Origin of the sequence: Comamonas odontotermitis, assembly GCF_014207855.1 — a bacterium.
Classification (GTDB): Bacteria; Pseudomonadota; Gammaproteobacteria; order Burkholderiales; family Burkholderiaceae_C; genus Comamonas; species Comamonas odontotermitis_A.
Genome location: NZ_JACHKZ010000023.1, coordinates 1 through 22,717 on the forward strand (window position 1 = coordinate 1; position 22,717 = coordinate 22,717).

The following is a 22,717-nucleotide window of genomic DNA, read 5'->3' on the forward strand; positions in this document are numbered from 1 at the left end:
TCGATGCGGATGCGCGCGTAGTTCTCACCATCGCCATGCTCGGTGTAGCCGCCGGGCCATTCGTATTGCTCTCTGCTGTCTTCGCTGTGGCCTGCAGGCTGCTGCTGGCGAGTGGTCAGGTCTGTCTGAGGTTTCTCAAAATCGTAGTCATCGGCTTCAAAGTTGCCGGATGCGATATCTTCGGCATAGATCCATCCGTCAACAAAATCTTCGCTGTGCACATGCGCAGCACGGCTATTGGGGTAATAGGCAATGGTGGTGGGGCCGTTGGGCAAAGGGCTGACAGAGCCGATGTCGTCAGCGAGCACCAGCTTATGGCTTCCGCTGCTATGGGAGAAGAAGTAGAAGATGCCTTCTTCTTCCATAAGGCGAGAGACAAAGTTGAAATCTGTCTCACCGTACTGGACCATATAGGTCCATTCGCGGTAATTGCCCGTTAACCGGTCCTCAATAGAAAAGCCATATTTACCGAGCACTTCCTTGATGATGTCGGGGGCTTTTCTGAACTGGAAGATTTTGAAATCACTGCGGCGCGTGGCATGCCACAGCCAGGGTCTGAGCACCGCCTGATAAGCGCTGAAATCGCCGTCGCGGCCAATGTAGGTGAATTGCGTCACCTGCCCGGAGATGAACCGCTTGCCGCTGCCTGCGTCCTCAGTGGTCAGATCAATCTCGATGCTCATGTCCTTGCCTAGCAAGGATTTGGCAGAGATGCTGGGGGAGTCGCTCAGCAGCCGCACCCGAAACTCAAACAGCCGTGATATCTGCTCGGCGCCTTCGAGCGAGCGGAATTCCAGTTGTTCGCCCAGCGGGCTGTGGGCGACAAAGGTGCGGCTTGGCATGGTGGCCCCTGGTTTTTATGGGTGTATGTGCTTTGGTATGGGGCCAGATAATAGGGAGGAGCAACCGGAAATGAGCGACCGATTGTCAAGAGGCGTCGATTAGATACACCGAATTCGCGCGGTTGAGGTTTCTCAATACGAAGAAGTAAAAAGCATGGTGAATGCCTAGCGGTATTTGCATGGATGGGAAGTCTCCGTCATGCAACAACGCCCTTGTAAGCCCAAATGCGCTTCACACGTAAACGGCAGCGGCAAAGAGCCTGGGCAAGCGCACTAGTCAGGCGCTCACCAACCAATTGTTCCGAAGGGTTGAAGTGAAATCATCCCGATTTCACTTCAACACGGCTGCGTAGAGGTCGTAAATACGTTTTATGCGCCGCTCAGCCGCGCTTGACCTGCCGCACCGGCAGATCCCGCACGCGCACGCCGGTTGCCGCAAAGATGGCATTGCACACGGCGGGTGCCACGGGTGGCAGCGGCGGCTCGCCCACGCCGCCTGGGGGGGTGAGCAGGTGGTTGTTGACCAGGTGGGTACGAATGACCGGCGGCGATGCGTTGTGGCGCAGCACTTCGTAGTCATGGAAGTTGCTTTGCCGGCATTGGCCCTTGTCAAAGCTGATTTCGCTCATCAACGCGATGCCGATACCCATGACGGCCGAGCCCTCCATCTGCGAGCGGATGCGTTCGGGATTGACCTGCGGGCCGCAGTCGAGTGCCATGTCCACGGACAGCACTTTGACTTGGCCTTTGTCATCGACTTTGACCTCGACCACGGTGGCTGCATAGGTCACGAAGCTGTAGGAAAACGCCAACCCCAGGCCGCGCCCCTTGGGCAGCTTGCGGCCCCAGCCCGCGCCGCGTGTGGCAGCCTCAATCACATCGCGCAGGCGCCCGGTATCGTAGGGGTAGCGCTCGGGGTCTTCGCTGTAGTTCCAGGCGTCGGCCAAGGCCTTGTCCGGATTCAACTTTCTAGCCGGGCCGATGAGATCCAGCGCGTACTGCTTGTGGTCCTTGCCCGCATGGTGGGCCAGCTCGGCAATGAAGCACTGGGTGGCAAATGCATGCGGTATGTTGTAGACCGAGCGGAACCAGCCGATGCGTGAGTGCGCGGGCACATTGCCGGTCTCAATGCGCACGTTTGGTATCCGGTAGGGCATGTTGATGGCGCCCATGCCCAGTTCCATCGGGCTTTCGCCTTGCGCATTGGGGTCGAACAGGGAGCTGATGGTGGGCGAGACCGTGCGGTGCAGCCAGCTGTCTGGCAGGCCTTTCTTGCCGATGGCCGCTTCCAGGTGCTCCACTGCCACGGCATGGTAGTAGTCGTGCTGGATGTCGTCTTCGCGTGTCCACACCAGTTTGACGGGTGTGCCGGGCATGGCCTTGGCCACCAGCGCGGCCTCCACCACATAATCGCACTTGGATTTGCGGCCAAACCCGCCGCCCAGCAGCCCGCACTGGACTTTCACCTTCTCGGGGGGCAGGCCCAGGGCCTTGGCCACGTAGTTCAGCGCGGTCTGCGGGTCCTGGCTGGATGTCCATATCTCGCACTGGCCGTCTTTGACCAGAGCGGTGGCCACGGGGGGTTCCATGGAGGCGTGGGCCAGTGTGGGAATGTAGTACTCGGCGGTGATACGCTGCGCTGGCTTGGCTTTGCCCCAGGCGGCGGCCACGTCGCCTTCATTGCGTACCGATTTGCCGGGCGCGCGGGCCGCCTTCTCCAGGGTCTGGCGGTAGCTGGCCGAGTCATATTGGGTGTGCGGGCTGTCTTCCCAGGTCAGCTCCAGCGCCTTGCGGCCTTGCATGGCTGCCCAGGTATTGCGGGCCACCACGGCAACTCCGCCCAAGGGGCTGAATGCGGGGGCGCCCTGGTACATGGGTATCTCGACCAGCTTGAGAACACCCGGCACCTGCATGGCCTTGTCGCCATTGAAGCTGCGCAGCTTGACGCCCAGCACCGCAGGGCGCGCCACCACGGCATACACCATGCCCGGCATGTGCTGGTCCATGCCATATTTGGCCCGGCCTTTGCCGATGGCTTCCAGATCCACCATGCGAACCTGGCTCTTGCCGATGTAGCGGAACTCCGATTCTTTTTTCAGGCGGCGTTGGTTTTCGGGCGGCACCGCGAGCTTGGCTGCCGCCTGGGCGAGTTCGCCGTAACCCAGGCGTTTGCCGCTGGCGCTGTGTACCACTTCGTGCTGCACGGCTTTGACTTGTGTCACCGGCACACCCCACTGGGCGGCGGCGGCCGCTTCCAGCATCTGGCGCGCGGCAGCGCCCACGCGGCGCATGGGCATGAAGAAGTGGCGCATGCTGCGCGAGCCGTCCACGTTCTGGTTTCCATAGCGGGCTTCGTTGGCTTCTGCCTGCTGGACTTGCACCATGTCCCATTTGGCTTCCATTTCGTCGGCCACGACCATTGGCAGGCTGGTGCGCACGCCGGTACCCATTTCTACGCGGTGAGCAATGATGGTGACCACTCCGCTGTCTGCGATGGAGACGAAGACCAGCGGATCGTCCACCGTACCGCCGGGCATGGAGTCGGCTCCGTATTTCTTGGCTTCTGCCGGTGTGGCGGCCCATACCTTGCCTTGTGCAGTAACTGCCAGCGTCAAGCCGGCAACACCGGCTTGCAGCAGTTGCCGGCGCGAGAGGCCGCCCAGGTTTTTGTCGCGTGCATTCATGATGGAGCTCCCGTCCCTGCTTTGGCCAGATTCTTGGCCGCCAGCTGGATGGCGGCATGGATGCGCGGGTAGGCGCCGCAGCGGCAGATGTTGCCGCTCATGGCGTCGCTGATCTCCTGGTCTGACGGGTTCTTGTTGCTCTTGAGCAGGCCGATGGCCGACATGATCTGCCCGGCCTGGCAGTAGCCGCACTGGGCCACGCTCAGCTCCACCCAGGCGGCCTGTACCACGCGGCCAATGGCATCGGTCTCCTGATGTTCGATCGTCGCCACCTGCACACCCTGCAGCGCAGAGATGGGGGTGACGCACGAGCGGGTCGGCTGGCCATTGATATGCACGGTGCAGGCACCGCACATGGCCATGCCGCAGCCAAATTTGGTGCCGGTCATGCCCAGTTCGTCGCGCAGCACCCACAGCAAGGGGGTGTCATCCGCAGCTTGCACGGTTTGCTGCGTACCGTTGATGGAAAGTGTCGCCATGGGGTCTTGTCTGTTTTGGATCGTGGGGGAGGAAAGCGCCACACGAATTTGCGTAGAAACGCCCGGCGCGTCAACGCCCAGCGCGCATCACGGCGTGTTGTCCTACATGAGCGGTGGCGGCGGCGAATGATGCTCACGGGCATGCCTGCCGCTGCCCTATCCCACCGCCGATCCGATGCCGCCGACGATGCCGTTGTGGTTGTGCTTGCCGCCGGGCAGGGGCGCCGCTTTGTGCAATCGGGGGGGAGTGGGAGCAAGCTGCAGGCCTTGCTGCAAGGGCGCACGGTGCTGGAGCATGTGTTGGCAGCCGTGCGCGCCAGTGGCCTGCGCTGGCATGTGGTGGACGCCATGCCCGCAGGCAGCGGCATGGCTGATTCCATTGCAGCCGGGGTGCGCGCCACCTCGCAGGCCGGCGCCTGGCTGGTTCTGCCGGGCGATCTGCCTTTGGTGCAGGCTTCCACCCTGGTGTCGCTGGCGCAGGTGCTGCATGTTGCACGGCCTCGGGGTATTCGCTGCGTGGTGCCCCATTACGGCGGTCAGCGGGGTCATCCGGTGGTGTTTGACGCCCTGTGTTACCCGGCGCTCAGCCAGCTCAGCGGCGAGCAGGGTGCTGCCAGTGTGGTGCAGGCCTTGCGTGCGTTGCAACAGGTGCAGGACGCTTCGGTGCCGGACGCCGGTGTGGTGAGCGATGTGGATACGCTTGAAGATCTGGAGCGGCTGGCGCGTCTTGTGGGCGCATCAGCCACGATGGAATGAGGATGTGCAATGCAAGACATGGACGCCCTGGTGCTGCGAACCTTGAAGGACTGGCTGGAAGCCGGTCACCCCGCGCTCTTGGCCACGGTGGTGCGTACCTGGGGCTCGTCGCCCAGGCCGGAGGGGGCCATGATGGCGTTGCGCGGCGACGGTCAGGCGATCGGCTCGGTTTCGGGCGGCTGTATAGAGGATGACCTGATCCAGCGCTTTTCGGGACCGCAGCGTGCAGCAGCGGTAGGGGGCCAGCCCACCAGGCTGGTGCGTTATGGGGTCACGGCCGATGAGGCGCACCGCTTTGGGCTGCCGTGCGGCGGCACTCTGGAGCTGTTGCTGGAATTTGCCCCGTCCCTGCCGGTGCTGCGCGATCTGGTGGATCGGCTGTCGCGCGGCCTGCTGGTGGAGCGGATCGTCGATGGACACACCGGGGCTACCGCGTTGGCGCCAGCCTCCCAGGCCATTGATCTGCAGTGGGACGGGGCCACCATGCGCAATGTGCTTGGCCCCGCATGGCGCATGCTGCTGATCGGCGCAGGTGCGATGGCGCAGTATCTGGCCACGATGGCGCAGTTTTCCGGTTTTGCCGTGACGGTGTGCGATCCCCGCGAAGAGTACTGGGGGGCATTGGACTGGAGCGCTTTGGGTATGCCCGGGGTGCGACTGTGGCATGACATGCCCGATGACGCAGTGCTGGCCTTCGCCCCCGATCCGCGCAGCTGCATCGTGGCCTTGAGCCACGACCCCAAGCTGGACGATATGGCCTTGATGGAGGCCCTGCGCAGCCCGGCGTTCTATGTGGGCGCCATTGGGTCGCGTCGCAACACCGACAGCCGCAAGGACCGGCTCAAGGCCCATTTCGGCGAGACCGATGAGAGCCTGTCGCGGCTGCACGGCCCGGTGGGCCTGTATATCGGCAGCAAGACTCCGGCAGAGATCGCTGTCAGCATCATGGCCGAGATACTGGCCGTCAAGAACGGGGTTGCCCTGCCGCGTGAGATGACCGTGGAGCAGGGCAAGGCCCTGGCCAGCGCCGCCGCGCCATAGCCTTCTGGCGAGTTCGTCCCCTGAGCGCGTTCCTTGGCGCTCCCTGGCGCCCGGGGTACATCGTTGGTGCCCGGGCACCATCCTTGCTTGCATTGTGTGCCGCTGGCCCAAGGTGTGCATCTTCGTCTTCGTGCGCGCCCGCGATGCCCTGATGTTTGTTTGTGGGCGGCGTGAAATCCGTAGATCAGTCCCATTTTTACAATTTTTATTCCCAATTAATGGGATATTGAATTTGCATTCTGATTCCGGCAAGGGTTTTTACTAACGGTATCTCCAGAGGTAAAAATGAAAATTCAGACATGGATTTTGTTTCACTCTGTAATTTTATAATCCCGATGAATGGGAATTAAAGAATGACTGTTCCAGAGCGCTTGGCGACTGTTGATGACCCTGCTGCACCGGCTGCCGAGATTTCGGCCGCCGACCGTGTGCTGCAGGTGCTGGCGGTGCTGGCCTGTGCGGACCGCGCGTTGTCTGCCGTAGATCTGATGCAGCGCACCGGCCTGCCGCGCAGCAGCCTGTACCGGCAATTGGCGCGGCTCAAGCGCTTTGGCTTTGTGGCTGAAAGCGGCGGCAGCTATGCGCCCGGGCCGCTGGGTTTGCAACTGGCACGTGGTTTTGACGATGGCTCGCATCTGGTGCAGGTGGCCCGTCCCATTCTGGTGCAACTGACCGAGCAGACCCGTGAGAGCGCGGGCTTGCTGGTCGCTGCCAATGGCCAGGCCGTGTGCCTGGACATGGTGGAGAGCCCTCAGTCGCTGCGCTGCTCCTTCGTCAAGGGCAGCAGCGTGCCGCTGCGCGTAGGTGCTTCGGCCAAGTGCGTGCTGGCCTACCTGCCCGCCGTCCAGCGCGATGCACTGCTCAGCCAGCACCATGGCCGCGACACGGCGGCGTACAACGAGGCGGCCGCCGAGCTGGCTGCCCTGCGCGAGCGCGGCTACATCACCACCATCGGTGAAGTCGATGCCGGTGTGTGGGGCTGCAGCACGCCGCTTTTTGGCAGTGGCCGCCGCGCGGTAGCCGCCATCACGCTGATGGCGCCGCACCAGCGCGTGTTGCAGCAGGAGGCGCAACTGGTGCAGGCCACCCTGGCCGCCGCGGCGCGTATTTCCCGCATCCTGGCTGAATGATCGATTCCATTTTTTCCAATTCCCCCCCCCGAAAGGACTTCCCCATGAACTTCCGTCGTACCGTTTTGAAGACCGCTGTGGTTGCCATGGCCCTGGGCGCAGGTGCCGCCGCGTTTGCCCAGTCCAATGTGCTGCGCGTGGCGACCGATGCCACCTTCCCACCCATGGAGTTTGTCGAGAACGGCAAAAAGACCGGTTTTGACGTGGAGCTGGTGGAAGCCGTTGCCGCCAAGATGGGCAAGAAGGTGGAATGGGTCGATATCGACTTCAAGGGCCTGGTGCCCGGCCTCATTGCCAAGCGTTACGACATGGCGGTATCGGCCATCTACATCACCGAGGAGCGCAAGAAGGTTGTGGATTTCACCCAGCCTTACTACGCCGGCGGCCTGGTCGCCATGGTCAAGGACGGCAGCTCGATTGCCAAGCTGACCGATCTGAATGGCAAGAAGGTGTCGGTGCAGGTGGGCACCAAGTCGGTGGGCTTTCTGACCGAGCACTACCCCAAGGTGCAGCGCGTCGAAGTGGAAAAGAACCAGGAGATGTTCAATCTGGTGGATATCGGCCGCGCCGATGCCGCCGTCACCGGCAAGCCCGCCGCGTTCCAGTACATCCGCACCCGTGGCGGCATGAAGGTGCTGCCCGAGCAGCTGACGACCGAGGAATACGGCATGGCCATCCGCAAGGACATGCCCGAGCTGACCGTTGCCGTCAACAAGGCGCTGGAGCAGCTCAAGGCCGATGGCGGCTACCAGGCCATCGTCAACAAGTGGTTCCCCACCAAGTAATGTGAAGCAGTGATGTCCGCAGCGCGTGGCGAGTGCCGCGTGCTGTACCGACACGACAGGATAGATTATGGAATTGGATTTTTCGCCCGTCTGGGCAGGTTGGCCGGAGCTGCTGCGCGGCGCCGCGGTGACAGTGGAGATCACCGCCTGCGCGCTGCTGCTGGGCTGTGTGATGGGCCTGCTGATCGGTATCGGCCGCTTGAACCCCAAGCGCCGGATTGTCTACGGCGTCTGCACGGCCTATGTGGCCGCCATCCGTGGCACGCCACTGCTGGTGCAGCTGTTCATCCTGTTCTTTGGCCTGCCCCAGTTCGGCATCATGCTGCCGGCCTTTGCCTGCGGCGTGCTGGGTCTGGGCATCTACTCGGGCGCCTATGTGTCCGAAGTGGTGCGCGGCGCCATCCAGTCCATCGACAAGGGCCAGATGGAAGCGGCACGCTCCATCGGCATGTCGTCCGGCCAGGCGATGACTTCGGTCATCCTGCCGCAGGCCATCGTGCGCATGATTCCGCCGCTGGGCAATGAATTCATCGCGCTGATCAAGAATTCGGCCCTGGTGTCGCTGCTCACCATCCACGACGTGATGCACGAAGGCCAGAAGATCATCAGCGTCTCCTACCGTTCGCTGGAGGTGTATCTGGCGATTGCCGTGATCTATTTCGTATTGACGGGCGTGACGACCTTGCTGCTGCGCCATTTTGAAAAGCGCATGCGCGCTGGAGGCATGGTGCAATGAGTGCTGCAACCCCCAACCAGGAATCCATGATCCGCATTCGCGGCCTGCGCAAGGCCTATGGCGATCACGTGGTGCTCAACGGCATTGACTTTGATGTGCAGCCCCAGCAGGTGGTGGTGGTCATCGGCCCCAGCGGCTCGGGCAAAAGCACCTTTCTGCGCTGCTGCAATGGTCTGGAAGAGCCCCAGGGCGGCCGCGTCGACATCTGCGGCCGCACGCTGGTCGACGAAGGTCGCATGCTGCCCGACAAGGAGCTCAACGCGCTGCGTGAAGAAGTGGGCATGGTGTTCCAGTCCTTCAACCTGTTTCCGCACCTGTCGGTGATCGACAACGTCACCCTCGGCCCGCGCAAGCTGCACGGCATGAGCCGCAAGGATGCAGATGCCCTGGCGCATGACCTGCTCAAGAAAGTGGGCCTGGGTCACAAGGCCGACGCCATGCCTGCGAGCCTCTCGGGCGGCCAGAAGCAGCGCGTGGCCATTGCCCGCGCGCTGGCCATGCGCCCCAAGGTCATGCTGTTCGACGAGCCGACCTCGGCGCTCGACCCCGAACTGGTGGGCGAAGTGCTGCAGGTGATGAAGATGCTCGCCTCCGAAGGCATGACCATGATGGTGGTGACCCACGAAATGGGCTTTGCCAAGGAAGTGGCCGACGTGGTGGTGGTGATGGATGGCGGTGGCATCATCGAAGCCGGTGACCCCAACACCATCTTCAGCAACCCGACCAAGGAGCGCACGCGCAGCTTCCTGCAGGCGGTACTGACCAAGCAATGAGCGAGCGGCTGAATGAGCATGCATTTTTTCAGCAGCCAGGCGCTGCCCGCTGCGCCATGGAAAAACGGCGGCGGCACCACACAGGAAGTGGTGTGCTGGCCACAGGGCGCAGGCCTTGACAGCTTTGAATGGCGCATCAGCATCGCGCAGATTGCCAAGAGCGGTCCGTTTTCGGCCTTTGCCGGTATCGACCGCGTGATCACCCTGCTGTCGGGCGACGGCGTGCATCTGCACTCCGGTGACGGCGCCATCAACCACCGGCTGGGTCAGGCCCTGCAGCCCTTTGCCTTTTCGGGCGATGTGGCGCTGGATTGCGACCTGCTGGGCGGCCCTTCGTACGATTTCAATGTGATGACGCGGCGTGACGTGGCGCGCGCCGTGGTCAGCATTCACCACGGTGGCAGCGTGCAGCTGGCGTCGCCCCATGGGCTGCTGCTGGCGCGCACGGGCCAGTGGCGTTTGGCTGGCGGCGCTGCGCTGCAGGCGGGGGGCCAAGATGGCGTGTACTGGGCCGCGCATGCTGGCCATGCGGTGGAGGTGACTGCGGCAAGTGATGACGCGACCCTGATTGCCGTGGCTTTGAACAAGGTGGCAAAAGGTGCTTGATGCGCCTGCCATGCGAACCATGAACCAAGAAAAGAGTTTGTTTGCCGCCCATGCGCTGCTGCCTGGCGGTTGGGCGCAGAACGTATTGCTGCGCTGGGATGCGCAAGGGCGCTTTACATCGGTGCAAGCCGATGCAGAGGCACCGCAAGGCACCATGCGGGCGGCAGGCCCGGTATTGCCGGGCATGCCCAACCTGCACTCGCACGCCTTTCAGCGTGGATTTGCGGGCTTGTCGGAGTTTCGCGGCCAGGCGCAGGACAGCTTCTGGAGCTGGCGCAATCTGATGTACCGCTTTGCCGCGCGCCTGTCGCCGCAGCACCTGGAGGCCATTGCCACCTGGCTGTATATCGAAATGCTGGAGGCGGGCTACACCAGCGTGTGCGAGTTTCACTACCTGCACCACCAGCCCGATGGCCAGCCCTACGCGCCAGACAGCGAATTGAGCCTGGCCCTGCTGCGCGCTGCGAAAACGGCGGGCATCGGCATCACTTTGCTACCCGTGCTCTACCAGAACAGCGGCTTTGGCGGCCTGCCGCCTGGCGACGGCCAAAAGCGCTTCATCCGCAGCACCGACAACATGCTGCGCCTGCTCGAAGCCCTGGCCCCCGCCTGCGCCGCCCAGGGCGCCGCGCTGGGCCTGGCGCCGCACTCGCTGCGCGCCGTGGCGCCCGATGCCCTCAAAGAGGCCGTGCAAGGCCTGCATGCATTGAATGCACAGGCGCCCGTCCATATCCACATCGCCGAGCAGATGGTCGAGGTGAACGCCTGCCTGCAGTGGAGCGGACAGCGCCCGGTGGCCTGGCTGCTGGAGCACATGCCGGTGGACGCGCGCTGGTGCCTGGTGCATGCCACGCACATGGACGATGCGGAATACGCCGCCGCCGCCGCTTCCCAAGCTGTTGCAGGCCTGTGCCCGCTGACCGAGGCCAATCTGGGCGACGGCATTTTCGACCTGCCGCGCTGGCAAGCCGGTGCAGGCCGCTGGGGTATTGGATCGGACAGCCACATCGGTGTGAATGCAGCGGAAGAATTGATGATGCTGGAATACAGCCAGCGGCTGCAGTCGCAGCAGCGCAATGTGGCCGCCAGTGCGCAGCAGCCGCACGTGGCCAGCCACATGATGCTCGCTGCCGTGCAGGGCGGAGCGCAGGCTGCTGGCCGCGATGTGGCGGGCCTTGCCGTGGGGCAGCAGGCCGATTGCGTTGTGCTCGACGGCGAGCACTTCGCACTCGCAGGGCTGCCGGTGGCCGAGCAGCTCGACTCGCACGTCTTTGCCTGCAGCCGCAGCAATGCGGTGGCCAGCGTCTGGGTGGCCGGGCAGTGCCAGGTTGAACAAGGCCGCCACACCCTGCACCGCAGTGCGCAGCAGGCTTTTGTCGCTGCGCGTAGTGCGCTGCTTGCCTAGGTGAAAAGCATAGCTGCAGGCGCATTGTTTTATTGATTTTCATATATAAAACATTATGAAAATCAATACAGATAAGCGCCACCAGCTCATTTTTTTGATGAACAGAAGGCACGGAGAGAAAGAAGGAGCCTCATATGCATTTCGAAACCGACCGTCCGGCGTTTGAATTTCGCCAGGGAACCGCGCCTGTCCTGATCTCCTTCCCGCACGTCGGCACCTACGTGCCGCCTGCGCTGGCCGAGCGCTTCATGCCCGATGCGCGCGAGGTGCACGACACCGACTGGCACCTGCCCATCCTGTACGCCTTTGCCGAGGAGATTGGCGCCTCCACCCTGGTGGCGACGCATTCGCGCTTTGTGGTCGACATGAACCGCCCGCCTGATGGCGCGAGCCTCTACCCCGGTCAGAGCGTGACGGGCCTGTGCCCGACCGACACCTTTGCCGACACGCCGATCTACCGCAGCAAGGAGCTGGAGCCAGACGACGCCGAGATCGCCCAACGCCGCGATGCCGTCTGGCAGCCCTACCACGACCAGCTGGCGGCTGAGCTGGCGCGCATCAAGGCGCAGCATGGCGCGGCCGGGCTGTGGGATGCGCACTCGATCCGCTCGGTACTGCCGCGCTTTTTCGAAGGCAAGCTGCCCGACCTGAACCTGGGCACCAACAAGGGCGCCAGCTGCGCCCCCGGCCTGGGCGAGCAATTGCTGGCAGAGGCGCAAAAGAGCGCGGCGGACGGCTTTACCTCCGTGCTCAATGGTCGCTACACCGGCGGCTATATCACGCGCCACTACGGCCAGCCTGCGCAGAATGTGCACGCCATCCAGCTGGAGATGACGCAGTGCGCCTATATGCAGGAAACCATGCCGTTCGACTACCTGCCCGGGGTGGCGGCCAAGATCCAGCCGCATGTGCGCCGCATGGTGGAAGCGCTGCTGCAGTTTGTGCAAAACAGGGCCGCTAACCATCATTGGTAGCAAAAACTGCATCTGGCGTCCAATCCATAAGCGCCGGATGCTATCTATTTGGTAGTTCCTCGCTGTACCGGCATGACAGCTGAGCGCCGCCGCCTGAGCCACAGCGGCGCCAGGCGCACCACAATAGAGGGCTATGACTACCCCGAGCCCTACCACCGCAGCAACTGCCCCTGGCGCTGCCTTCTGGACCGAGTTGGAACAAGCCTTGGGCGCACAAGGCTTTGCGCGCAGCGGCGCTGATTCCATCCCCGACAAATACTGGACCGACTGGAGCGGCACCGCCCCCGTGCAGCCGCTCGCTCTGGTGCGCCCGCGCAGCACGGACGAAGTGAGCGCCTTGCTGCGCATCTGCCATGCCTACCGCGTGCCCGTGGTGCCGCAGGGCGGATTGACGGGGCTGGCTGGCGCCGCAGTGCCGGTACCCGGCTGCGTGGCGGTGTCGATGGAGCGCATGAACGTCATCGAAGACGTGAATGCGCGCACCGGCCTGATGACCGTGCAGGCGGGTGTGACCTTGCAGGCCGTGCAAGAAGCTGCCGTGGTGGCTGGCCGTGTGTTCGGCGTGGATCTGGGCGCGCGCGGCAGCTGCCAGATTGGCGGCAATGTATCGACCAATGCGGGCGGCAACGGCGTGCTGCAGAACGGCATGATGCGCGAGCAGGTGCTGGGCCTGGAAGTGGTGCTGGCCGACGGTACCGTGCTGCCCATGCTGCGCCCCATGCTCAAGAACAACACCGGCTATGACCTGAAGCAATTCTTCATCGGCGCAGAAGGCACCCTGGGCGTGATCACCCGCGTGCTGCTGCGCCTGCGCCCCGCGCCGCAAGCCAAGGCCACCTGCCTGGTTGCGATGCCGGGGTTTGACGAAGCCCTGGCGGTGCTCGCACGCATGCAATCGCGCTTTGGCAACAGCGTGGCGGCGTTCGAGCTGATGTGGAACGATTTCGTGCAGACCTCGATGCAGTGGCAAAAGCTCCAGCCCGCCTTTGCCGAGCAGCACCCGATCCTGGCGCTGATCGATGTGGACGGCAAGGACGAAGCCAGCCTGCAGGACGCCGTGGAAGCCGCCCTGGGCGAAGCGATGGAAGCGGGCGAGGTGGTGGACGCCGTGATTGCACAATCGGGCGAGCAGGCCAAAAGCCTGTGGAAGCTGCGCGAAGCCCCGGCGGAGATGACCCAGCACATGCACCCGCCCGTCAATTTCGACGTGAGCCTGCCGCAGGTGGATATCGGTCGCTTTGCCGCCGCCTGCCGCGCTGCGTTCGACGCCCGCTGGCCCGGCCACCACAGCCTGTTCTTCGGCCACGTAGGCGACGGCAACCTGCATGTGACGACCGATGGCAAGACCATTGGCGGTGAGGACGAGGCGCTGGAAGCTGTGCTCTACGGCCTGGTGCAACAATTTCAGGGCAGCGTGTCTGCAGAGCATGGCATTGGCCTGCACAAGAAGCCATACCTGCCGTTCAGCCGCACGGCGCAAGAACTGGCAGCGATGCGTGCTATCAAATCTGCACTCGATCCCCTGGGGCTGATGAACCCGGGCAAGGTGTTCGATGGAGCTGTAGGTGACAGCGCTGTGCCATGAGCGCCTGCATGCTGGCTTTAAGAACGTAAACATGTTCTGAACACAATACACATAACAAACCGCCATGAACCGCTCCATCGCCTGGCTGGCCTTGTGCCAGGGCTTGTTTCTCACCAACAACGTGGTGTTCATCGCCATCAATGGCCTCGTGGGCCTGCACCTGGCGCCCGCATCCTGGATGGCGACCTTGCCGGTGATGGGCTATGTGGTGGGTGGCGCGCTTTCCACGCCGCTGGTGGCCAGGAGCCAGGCGCGGCTGGGGCGGCAGGGCTCGTTCCAGCTGGGCCTGCTGGTGGCGCTGGGGTCGGCGGCGCTGTGTGCGCTGGCGGCGTACTGGCAGCATTTTGTGCTGCTGTGCCTGTCTACCCTGGTGGCGGGCTACTACAGTGCCAATGGCCAGCTTTACCGCTTTGCGGCGGCCGAGCTGGTGGCGCCCGCCCAGCGCGACAAGGCCATCTCGCTGGTGCTGGCGGGCGGGCTGATCGGCGCGGTGCTGGGCCCGGGCCTGGCCAGCGCCACGCGCACCATGTTTGCCACGCCGTTTCTGGGCGCTTACCTGGCCTTGATGGTGGTGGCGGTCGTGTCGATGGGGCTCATGCGCCTGGTGCGCTTTGCACCGCAGGCAGCAGGCGCAGGGGCTGGCAGCGCGCCGCAGCGCACGGTGGGCGAGCTGCTCCGGCAACCGGGCTTTGCCGTGGCCACCCTGGCGGCTGCGGCCAGCTACGGCGTCATGAACCTGCTGATGGCCGCCACGCCGCTGGCCATGGACGTGTGCGGTTTCGATTTCAGCGCCGCCGCAGGCGTGCTGCAGTGGCATGTGATCGGCATGTTTGCCCCGGGCTTTTTCACCGGTCATCTGATCAAGCGCTTTGGCGTGATGCAGGTCATGTTTGCAGGTGTGGTGCTCAATGCCATCTGCGTGGGCATTGCGCTCTCGGGCCAGACCGTGATGCATTTCACACTGGCGCTCAGCCTGCTGGGCGTGGGCTGGAATTTTCTGTTCACCGGCAGCACCACCTTGGCCGTGCAGAACTACCGCCCCGAGGAAAAGGACCGTGCGCAGGCCTGCATCAACTTCTTCGTGTTTGCCACCATGGCGGTGACCTCGTTCGCCTCGGGCGCGCTGGTCACCAGCCAGGGCTGGAACATGCTCAACCTGGGCTCCATCGTGCCGCTGGTGGTGACCGCGCTGGCCATGGGGTGGCTGGTATGGCGGCAGAAGAGGGCGGCTGCCTGAGCCAGGCGCTGTTCTGGTATGAAATGGGGCTCTGGCGCACTACTGACGCACGTATTAACTATCAAATTGGTAGCGGTATGAATGCAAATGGATCATTTGTTCCAAAAAATATTTAAAAAATAACAAATGCTCCTTATACTGTGCGCATGGCCGTCAGCACAGGGCCGGCGCCGCATCGCAAATGCCGTTTCTCAATCAAAGGAGTACGCGAAGGCGAAGTGAAGACAGTGCTGTAGCACGGCGAACGCCGCCGACAAAGTCATCGTTTGATTTAGAAACGGAATAAGGAGTGCTTCAATCATGAGCCATGTCATCCATCGTTCTCTGGCCAAGGTTCCGCTCGTTGCTGTGGGCGGCAAGGGTGTTCAGCTGTTTGACAAGGCGGGCAAGGCCTATATCGATGCCAGCGGCGGCGCGGCCGTCTCTTGCCTGGGCCATGCCCAGCCGGATGTGATGGCTGCCATGCACCGCCAGATTGACCAGCTGGCCTATGCGCACACCAGTTTCTTCACGACCGAGGTGCAGGAAGAGCTGGCCGACCACCTGGTCGCCCACGCGCCTGCGGGCATGACGGACGTGTACTTCGTCTCGGGCGGCTCGGAAGCGGTGGAAGCCGCGCTGAAAATGGCGCGCCAGTATTTTGTGGAGATCGGCCAGCCCGAGCGCACGCACTTTGTCGCGCGCCGCCAAAGCTACCATGGCAACACCCTGGGTGCGCTGGCCGTTGGCGGCAACGAATGGCGCCGCAAGCAGTTTGCGCCCATCCTGATGGATGTGGGCCGCGTGGCGCCCGCCTACGAATACCGTGACCGCCGCGCAGACGAAAGCCAGCAGGCCTACACAGCGCGCCTGCTGGCCGAGATTGACGCCAAATTCCAGGAACTGGGCACCGACAAGGTGATTGCCTTTGTCGCCGAGCCCGTGGTGGGCGCCACCCTGGGCGCGATAGCGGCACCCGCTGGCTATTGGACGGGTCTGCGCGCGCTGTGCGACCGCTACGGCATTCTGTTGATCGCCGACGAGGTGATGTGCGGCATGGGCCGTACCGGCAGCCTGCATGCGGTGGAGCAGGAGGGCATCAGCCCTGATTTGATGACCATTGCCAAAGGCCTGGGCGGTGGCTACCAGCCGATTGGTGCTGTGCTCGCGCAAGGCCGGATTGTGGAGGCCATGCGCAAGGGCAGCGGACTGTTCCAGCACGGCCACACCTATATCGGCCACCCGATGGCTGCGGCTGCGGCGCTGGCGGTGCAGAAGGTGATTCAGCGCGACCAGCTGATGCCGCAGGTGCTGGCGCGGGGCGCATACCTGCAAAAGCAGCTGCATGCCCGCTTTGACACGAACCCGCATGTCGGTGATATTCGTGGCCGGGGCCTGTTCTGGGGCGTGGAGCTGGTGCAGGACAAGGACAGCAAGGCGCCTTTTGACGCGGCGCTCAAGCTCCATGCCCAGATCAAGGCGCAGGCCATGGCCAATGGCGTGCTGTGCTACCCGATGGGTGGCACGATCGATGGCAAGCATGGCGACCATATCCTGCTGGCGCCGCCGTTCATCATCAGTGAATCCGAGCTGGACCAGGTGGTGGAGCGCCTGGGTGACGCCATCGATACCGTGCTGGCGCGGAATGGCGCTACAGCGGCTGCATAAACGTACAGGAAAAGCCCCTCGCAATGACATCTGCCAACGACCGCATGCCACCCTTGCCGCAAGAGGCCTGGAGCGAAGAACAGCGCCGCTATGCGCAACCCATCATCGACGGCCCACGCGGCGCGCTGATCTCGCCCTTTGTTCCCCTGCTGCGCAGCCCCGAGCTGATGGACCATACGCAGCGCCTGGGCGAATACCTGCGCTACCGCAGCGCGATTGGCGTGCGCCTGACCGAGCTGGCCATTCTGGTGACTGCGCGCCAGTGGACGCAGCAGGTGGAATGGGCAATTCATGCGCCGATCGCATTGCGCGAAGGCGTGGCGCAGGCCACCATTGATGCGGTGGCCGCTGGCAAGCGGCCCTCTGCCATGCCCGAGGACGAAGCCGTGGTGCATGATTTTTGCATCGAGCTGCACCAGGCGCGCCAGGTGAGCGACGCCACCTGGGCAAAGGCCCAGCAGCTGTTCGGCGACAAGGGCGTGATGGACTTGATTGGCATCAATGGTTACTACAGCCTGCTGTCCATGGTGATGAATGCCGCGCGCACCACGGTGCCCGCGTCTTCGCAGGCGCCATTGCCTGCTTTGTGATTGGGGCGGCATGCGGCCGCTCCACAATCCGTAGCGCATGCAATAGAAAAGCGCATGGCCGACAATAAGGCCATGCGCTTTTCTGCCCCTGATTCCAATGATTCCCGCATCATCCGCCCGCTGGCGCTGGCCGACCTTGAAGGCTTGATGCAGGTGCAGGAGGCCTGCTACGGCAGGCACTACATGGAGAGTGCGGAGGTCTATCGCGCCCGCATCGCCAGCCGCATGCAATGCTCGCTGGTGGCCGTGCAGGGGGATACCGTGCTGGCCTACCTGGCGGCTTATCGCTCCGCCCTGGGACGTGTCACACCCATACACGGCGCGTTTGAAGACTATGAAGCTCCCGACACCCTGTATCTGCACGACATGGCCGTGAGCCCTGATTGTGCGGGCCAGGGGCTGGCATCGGCGCTGCTGGATGCGCTTTGGCACAGTGCGCGCAGCTGGTCTCCCCGCCACTCTGCGTTGGTATCGGTGCAGGGCTCGCAGGATTACTGGCGCCGCAAAGGCTATGCGCTGCATACGGGCCTGTCCGATGCTGACGCCGCAGCCGTGCGCGGCTATGGCGAAGATGCGGTGTACATGGTGCAGCCATACAGCGGCCAGGGCTGTTGAAACGCAAAGGCCAGCGCATGGCTGGCCTTTTCTTTTGGATGCTCTGCTGTTGGCAGAGCACGGGCGTGCAGGGAGGGCTTACTGCTTGATGGTGCCGTCAACCGCGTTGACGCGCACTTCCACCAGCTTGCTGTTGGCGTCGATGATCTTCACGTCATAGCTCAGCACGCCCAGGTGGTCGTCCAGATCCACTTCCACGGCCTTGCCAGCCGTGTGCTTGAGTGCAGTGGCAATTGCTTCGTTGATACCGATCTTGGCGGTGGCCAGGCGGTCGGTGTACTTCTTCTTGGCAGCGCCTTCGTCCTTGGTTTCCAGCATCTTGGAGGCGTCGAGCGCGCTGAACTTCAGCTGGGTCTCGTGGTTTTGCGCATTGATGCCCTTGAACTCATAGATCGGCTGCTTTTTCTTCATGTCGATCTCGGCCTCCACCACCTTGAGCCCGTGCTGGGTCTGTACGGTATCAATGGCTTGCGATAGATCAATGGCAGCGGCCTGAGCGGCTGCCAGCTTGTCTGCGGTGCTGGCAGATGCCGCCAGCGAAGACAGGCCCAGGGCCAAAGCGATGGCGGCAGTACGAATGCGATATTGCATGGAAGATCCTTTCGAGCGTTGGATGGGAGGCGGACGCGCGTCGCACGCCGTGAAGGCCTGGGTTTTATACATTGTCATGGCCTGTGAAGGGGATAGTTTGGCACCATACGCCGCCCGCGACGTAGGCGGAGGCCCACTATCTCCGTACGGCAAAGTGCGAATGGCCCAGCGGCTTTGTGGGCACGCCAGTAAAATGCCGGGTTTGTTGCTTTCAACCTCTCCCACTCCCATGGTCAACACTCAGAATATGGCGAATGCGATCCGCGCACTCGCAATGGATGCCGTTCAACAAGCCAATTCCGGCCACCCCGGTGCTCCCATGGGCATGGCAGACATGGCTGTGGCGCTGTGGAGCAAGCACCTCAAGCACAACCCCGTCAACCCGCACTGGATCAACCGCGACCGTTTCATCCTCTCGAACGGCCACGCCTCCATGCTGATCTACGCGCTGCTGCACCTGAGCGGCTACAAGCTGCCGATCGAAGAGCTCAAGAACTTCCGCCAACTGCACAGCAAGACCCCGGGCCACCCCGAAGTGGACATCACCCCCGGTGTGGAAACCACCACCGGCCCGCTGGGTCAGGGCATCACCAATGCCGTGGGCTTTGCGCTGGCAGAAAAGCTGCTGGCCGCCGAATTCAACCGCCCGGGCCACGATGTGGTGGATCACCACACCTATGTCTTCCTGGGCGATGGCTGCCTGATGGAAGGCATCAGCCACGAAGCCTGCGCACTGGCTGGCGCCTGGAAGCTGGGCAAGCTGATCGCGCTGTACGACGACAATGGCATCTCCATCGACGGCAAGGTGCAACCCTGGTTTGTCGACAACAGCGCCCAGCGCTTTGAAGCCTACGGCTGGAACGTCATCGGCCCGATCGACGGCCACGACGCCAAGGCCGTGAGCGATGCCATCGCCAAGGCCAAGAAGGTGGCAGACAAGCCATCGTTCATCATCTGCAAGACCAGCATCGGCAAGGGCAGCCCCAACCGCCAGGACACGAGCAAGGCCCACGGCGAGCCGCTGGGTGCGGAAGAAATCGCGCTCACCCGCTCTGTGCTGGACTGGAACCATGGCCCGTTCGAGATTCCTGCGGACGTCTACGCCGCGTGGGATCACAAGGAACTGGGAACCAAGGCCGAAAAGACCTGGGACGCCCAGTTTGCCGAATACGCCAAGGCCTTCCCCGAGCTGGCTGAAGCGCTCAAGCGCCGCATGGCAGGCGACCTGCCCAAGAACTTTGCCCAGATCGCGGTGGAAACCGTGGCCGGCGCCCACGCCAAGGGCGAGACCGTGGCCAGCCGCAAGGCCAGCCAACTGGCGCTGGAAGCCTTCACCGCAGCGCTACCCGAGCTGCTGGGCGGCTCTGCCGACCTGACCGGCTCCAACCTCACCAACACCAAGTCGACGCCTGCCTTCCGTGTGGATGACAAGGGCAACGTGGTCAAGACCGAAGACGGCCAGATTGGCCGCCACATCAACTACGGCGTGCGCGAATTCGGCATGGCCGCCATCATGAACGGCGTGGCGCTGCATGGCGGCTACATTCCTTACGGCGGCACCTTCCTGACCTTCAGCGACTACAGCCGCAACGCTATCCGCATGGCGGCGCTGATGAAGCGGCGCGTGGTGCACGTGTTCACGCACGACTCCATCGGCCTGGGCGAAGACGGCCCGACCCACCAGTCCATCGAGCATGCAGCCAGCCTGCGCCTGATTCCGAATCTGGACGTGTGGCGCCCGGCCGATACCACCGAAACCGCCGTGGCCTGGAGCGTGGCGCTGACCAACCGCGACAAGCCGACAGCCCTGCTGCTGTCGCGCCAGAATCTGCCTTACGCGCCCAAGAATGGCGAGGCCATTGGCAACATCAGCCGCGGCGCCTATGTGCTGTCCGAGCCTGCCGACATCGGCCTGAAGAAAAAGGCCGAGGCCGTGATCATTGCCACCGGCTCCGAAGTGCAGCTGGCCCTGAAGGCCCAGCGCCTGCTGGCCGAGCGCAAGATTGCCGTGCGCGTCGTCTCCATGCCCAGCACCACGACCTTTGACAAGGAAGATGTCAAGTACAAGGCCAGCGTGCTGCCCGCGGGCCTGCCACGTGTGGCCGTGGAAATGGGTGTGACCGATTTCTGGTGGAAGTACGGCTGTGCTGCCGTGGTCGGTATCGACACCTATGGCGAATCGGCACCGGCTGGCGTGCTGTTCGAACACTTTGGCTTTACCGCCGAAAACGTGGCAAACACGGTGCAAGTGGCGTTGCAGAAGCGCTAATCACTGATAGATAGACTTTTGATTGTGATAGATCATGGCTATAGTTGCCATACCTATAACAGTGAACCCTCGACAAGGGGGAGAAAGAAAGTCTATGAATTTCATCCTGGGCTACGCGCGCTATCTGCTGCTCGGTGGTCTTGCCTTGCTGGGCTTTGGCGGTTATCTGCTCTACCAGAGCGCTACCGGCGGAGGCATCCCGCAGGAATCGGCCCTGGCCGTGGTGCAAGGCGAGGTGGCCGGCGCCCGCAAGGTGACGGTCACGAAAAAGCGTCGCCGCGGTGGGGAGAGCCACTCCTACTACTATGAAGTGGACGTGCAGCCCCAGTCCGGCGACAAGCTGACCGTGCGCCTGCCCACCCTGGTGCCGGAATCCAAGGTGCAGGACATGGCGAATGCCGACACCATTCAGGTCTCGTACGACGCCACGAGCTCGAACAACGACGCATACGCGGTCAAGGGCGATGGCAAGGAAATCCTACCCTATGCCCAAATGGCCAAGTACATGCAGGAAGACGCCGACCGCAGCAGCGCAGAGGCCCCGTTGATGATGGGCGCAGGCCTGTTGTTGGCCATTCTGGGCGGCCTGGGCATGCGGTGGCGCCGTCGGCGCATACAGGCCGCCGAGGCGGTGGCCGCTTAGAGCAGGTTCCTGCGCCCTCCAGCGCAAAACAATCCAAGGCCCCTATGTGGGGCCTTTTTCATGCCTATCGGGTTGCAGGCTGTGCCGCTGCTGTCGCGCAGCCGTCACAGGCGGGCCCCAGGTCAATGGCCCATAAAAGTGCCACGAGACGAGGCGCCTCTACAATACGCGGCATGATTGAAGCGCCTCGGTGACTCTGTTGTGCCGGGACGCATGCGCTTGTCGCTCCGCCGGGCCTCAAAAGCGGCACCAGATGGCGAAACGGTCGCCACATCGCCATTGCTGCAGCCGGATGGACATCCAGAATTTCATTTACTTGGAGAAAACCATGGCAATCAAGGTAGGTATCAACGGTTTTGGCCGTATCGGCCGCAATGTGCTGCGCTCGGCAGTGCAGAATTTTTCTGACATCGAAATCGTTGCCATCAACGACCTGCTGGAGCCTGATTACCTGGCCTATATGCTCAAGTACGACAGCGTGCACGGCCGCTTCGACGGCGAAGTTTCTGTGGAAGGCAACACTCTGATCGTCAATGGCAAGAAGATTCGCCTCACGCAAGAGCGCGATCCTGCAGCACTCAAGTGGAACGAAGTGGGCGCAGACGTGGTGATCGAATCCACCGGCCTCTTCCTCACCAAGGAAACTGCGCAGAAGCACATCGACGCGGGCGCCAAGAAGGTGATCATGTCGGCTCCTTCCAAGGACGACACCCCCATGTTCGTGTACGGCGTGAACGACAAGCGCTACAAGGGCGAGGCCATCATCTCCAACGCATCGTGCACCACCAACTGCCTGGCCCCCGTGGCCAAGGTGCTCAACGACAAATGGGGCATCAAGCGCGGCCTGATGACCACCGTGCACGCCGCCACTGCAACCCAGAAGACTGTGGATGGCCCGTCGAACAAGGACTGGCGCGGTGGCCGTGGCATTCTGGAAAACATCATTCCTTCCAGCACCGGCGCTGCCAAGGCAGTGGGCGTGGTGATTCCCGAGCTGAACAAGAAGCTGACCGGCATGTCCTTCCGCGTGCCTACGTCTGACGTCTCTGTGGTGGACTTGACCGTGGAGCTGAACAGCGAAGCCACTTACGAAGAAATCTGCGCAGAAATGAAGGCGCAGTCGCAAGGCGCGCTCAAGGGTGTGCTGGGCTACACCGAAGACAAAGTGGTGGCCACCGACTTCCGTGGTGAAACCTGCACCTCCGTGTTTGACGCCGAAGCGGGCATTGCCCTGGACAAGACCTTTGTGAAGGTCGTCTCCTGGTACGACAACGAATGGGGCTACTCCAACAAGTGCCTCGAAATGGTACGAGTGGTCGCCAAGTAATT

The 22,717-nt window shown here is 62.8% G+C and carries 21 protein-coding genes; 17 read left to right on the forward strand and 4 right to left on the reverse strand.

Features of this window, described 5'->3' with window-relative positions:
* The 3 genes from HNP33_RS15675 to HNP33_RS15685 form a co-directional block, all read right to left on the reverse strand.
* Positions 1-842, reverse strand: an 842-nt coding sequence (locus HNP33_RS15675) for a type VI secretion system Vgr family protein (protein WP_184710213.1), incomplete at its 3' end; no start/stop codon positions are given.
* A gap of 380 nt (positions 843-1,222) precedes the next feature.
* On the reverse strand, positions 1,223-3,526 hold the full coding sequence (locus HNP33_RS15680; RefSeq protein ID WP_184710211.1) for a xanthine dehydrogenase family protein molybdopterin-binding subunit: 2,304 nt from the start codon (positions 3,524-3,526) through the stop codon (positions 1,223-1,225).
* Positions 3,523-4,005, reverse strand: a complete 483-nt coding sequence (locus HNP33_RS15685) for a (2Fe-2S)-binding protein (RefSeq protein WP_184710209.1) — start codon at positions 4,003-4,005, stop codon at positions 3,523-3,525. Before HNP33_RS15685 ends, HNP33_RS15680 begins: the two co-directional genes overlap by 4 nt.
* A gap of 141 nt (positions 4,006-4,146) precedes the next feature.
* Here HNP33_RS15685 and HNP33_RS15690 point away from each other — a divergent pair, with 141 nt between their 5' ends.
* From HNP33_RS15690 to HNP33_RS15755, 14 genes are all read left to right on the forward strand, one after another.
* Complete coding sequence (locus tag HNP33_RS15690; RefSeq protein WP_184710207.1) at positions 4,147-4,761, forward strand: nucleotidyltransferase family protein; 615 nt, start codon at positions 4,147-4,149, stop codon at positions 4,759-4,761.
* 9 nt (positions 4,762-4,770) lie between these two features.
* Positions 4,771-5,802, forward strand: coding sequence for an XdhC family protein (locus HNP33_RS15695; protein WP_184710204.1), 1,032 nt, complete (start codon positions 4,771-4,773; stop codon positions 5,800-5,802).
* Between the two features lie 353 nt (positions 5,803-6,155).
* Positions 6,156-6,932: an IclR family transcriptional regulator gene (locus HNP33_RS15700; protein WP_184710202.1), complete on the forward strand. Its 777-nt coding sequence runs from the start codon at positions 6,156-6,158 to the stop codon at positions 6,930-6,932.
* A gap of 44 nt (positions 6,933-6,976) precedes the next feature.
* A complete protein-coding gene (locus HNP33_RS15705; RefSeq protein WP_184710200.1) occupies positions 6,977-7,717 on the forward strand; it encodes a transporter substrate-binding domain-containing protein in 741 nt (246 codons plus the stop codon).
* Between the two features lie 67 nt (positions 7,718-7,784).
* Positions 7,785-8,453, forward strand: a complete 669-nt coding sequence (locus HNP33_RS15710) for an amino acid ABC transporter permease (RefSeq protein ID WP_184710198.1) — start codon at positions 7,785-7,787, stop codon at positions 8,451-8,453.
* Positions 8,450-9,226: an amino acid ABC transporter ATP-binding protein gene (locus HNP33_RS15715; protein WP_325064947.1), complete on the forward strand. Its 777-nt coding sequence runs from the start codon at positions 8,450-8,452 to the stop codon at positions 9,224-9,226. Before HNP33_RS15710 ends, HNP33_RS15715 begins: the two co-directional genes overlap by 4 nt.
* A gap of 18 nt (positions 9,227-9,244) precedes the next feature.
* The gene (locus HNP33_RS15720) at positions 9,245-9,832 is read left to right on the forward strand and encodes a HutD family protein (RefSeq protein ID WP_418903854.1); all 588 of its coding nucleotides are present in this window, start codon (positions 9,245-9,247) and stop codon (positions 9,830-9,832) included.
* Positions 9,833-9,851: 19 nt separating this feature from the next.
* Complete coding sequence (locus tag HNP33_RS15725; RefSeq protein ID WP_184710194.1) at positions 9,852-11,237, forward strand: formimidoylglutamate deiminase; 1,386 nt, start codon at positions 9,852-9,854, stop codon at positions 11,235-11,237.
* Positions 11,238-11,371: 134 nt separating this feature from the next.
* A complete protein-coding gene (hutG, locus tag HNP33_RS15730; RefSeq protein WP_184710192.1) occupies positions 11,372-12,211 on the forward strand; it encodes an N-formylglutamate deformylase in 840 nt (279 codons plus the stop codon).
* A 133-nt stretch (positions 12,212-12,344) separates the two neighbouring features.
* On the forward strand, positions 12,345-13,796 hold the full coding sequence (locus tag HNP33_RS15735) for an FAD-binding oxidoreductase (RefSeq protein ID WP_184710190.1): 1,452 nt from the start codon (positions 12,345-12,347) through the stop codon (positions 13,794-13,796).
* Positions 13,797-13,860: 64 nt separating this feature from the next.
* On the forward strand, positions 13,861-15,033 hold the full coding sequence (locus HNP33_RS15740; RefSeq protein ID WP_184710188.1) for an MFS transporter: 1,173 nt from the start codon (positions 13,861-13,863) through the stop codon (positions 15,031-15,033).
* Between the two features lie 300 nt (positions 15,034-15,333).
* Positions 15,334-16,680 (forward strand): aspartate aminotransferase family protein, encoded by a 1,347-nt coding sequence (locus tag HNP33_RS15745; protein WP_184710187.1) that lies wholly within the window; start codon positions 15,334-15,336, stop codon positions 16,678-16,680.
* A gap of 23 nt (positions 16,681-16,703) precedes the next feature.
* The gene (locus HNP33_RS15750) at positions 16,704-17,270 is read left to right on the forward strand and encodes a carboxymuconolactone decarboxylase family protein (protein ID WP_184710185.1); all 567 of its coding nucleotides are present in this window, start codon (positions 16,704-16,706) and stop codon (positions 17,268-17,270) included.
* A 54-nt stretch (positions 17,271-17,324) separates the two neighbouring features.
* Positions 17,325-17,885: a GNAT family N-acetyltransferase gene (locus HNP33_RS15755; RefSeq protein WP_224150772.1), complete on the forward strand. Its 561-nt coding sequence runs from the start codon at positions 17,325-17,327 to the stop codon at positions 17,883-17,885.
* A 78-nt stretch (positions 17,886-17,963) separates the two neighbouring features.
* Here the strand turns inward: HNP33_RS15755 and HNP33_RS15760 are convergent, their stop codons facing one another.
* Complete coding sequence (locus HNP33_RS15760) at positions 17,964-18,476, reverse strand: PepSY domain-containing protein (protein WP_184710183.1); 513 nt, start codon at positions 18,474-18,476, stop codon at positions 17,964-17,966.
* A gap of 229 nt (positions 18,477-18,705) precedes the next feature.
* On the opposite strand from HNP33_RS15760, the gene tkt reads away from it, so the two are divergent.
* The 3 genes from tkt to gap all read left to right on the forward strand — a co-directional run bounded on the left by tkt (position 18,706) and on the right by gap (position 22,715).
* Positions 18,706-20,745 (forward strand): transketolase, encoded by a 2,040-nt coding sequence (gene tkt, locus HNP33_RS15765; RefSeq protein ID WP_184710181.1) that lies wholly within the window; start codon positions 18,706-18,708, stop codon positions 20,743-20,745.
* Between the two features lie 94 nt (positions 20,746-20,839).
* Positions 20,840-21,388 carry a hypothetical protein gene (locus tag HNP33_RS15770; RefSeq protein WP_184710180.1) on the forward strand — a complete coding sequence of 183 codons (549 nt, stop codon included), beginning with the start codon at positions 20,840-20,842 and terminating at the stop codon, positions 21,386-21,388.
* A 328-nt stretch (positions 21,389-21,716) separates the two neighbouring features.
* Complete coding sequence (gene gap, locus HNP33_RS15775; protein WP_184710179.1) at positions 21,717-22,715, forward strand: type I glyceraldehyde-3-phosphate dehydrogenase; 999 nt, start codon at positions 21,717-21,719, stop codon at positions 22,713-22,715.
* The last annotated feature ends 2 nt before the right edge of the window (positions 22,716-22,717 follow it).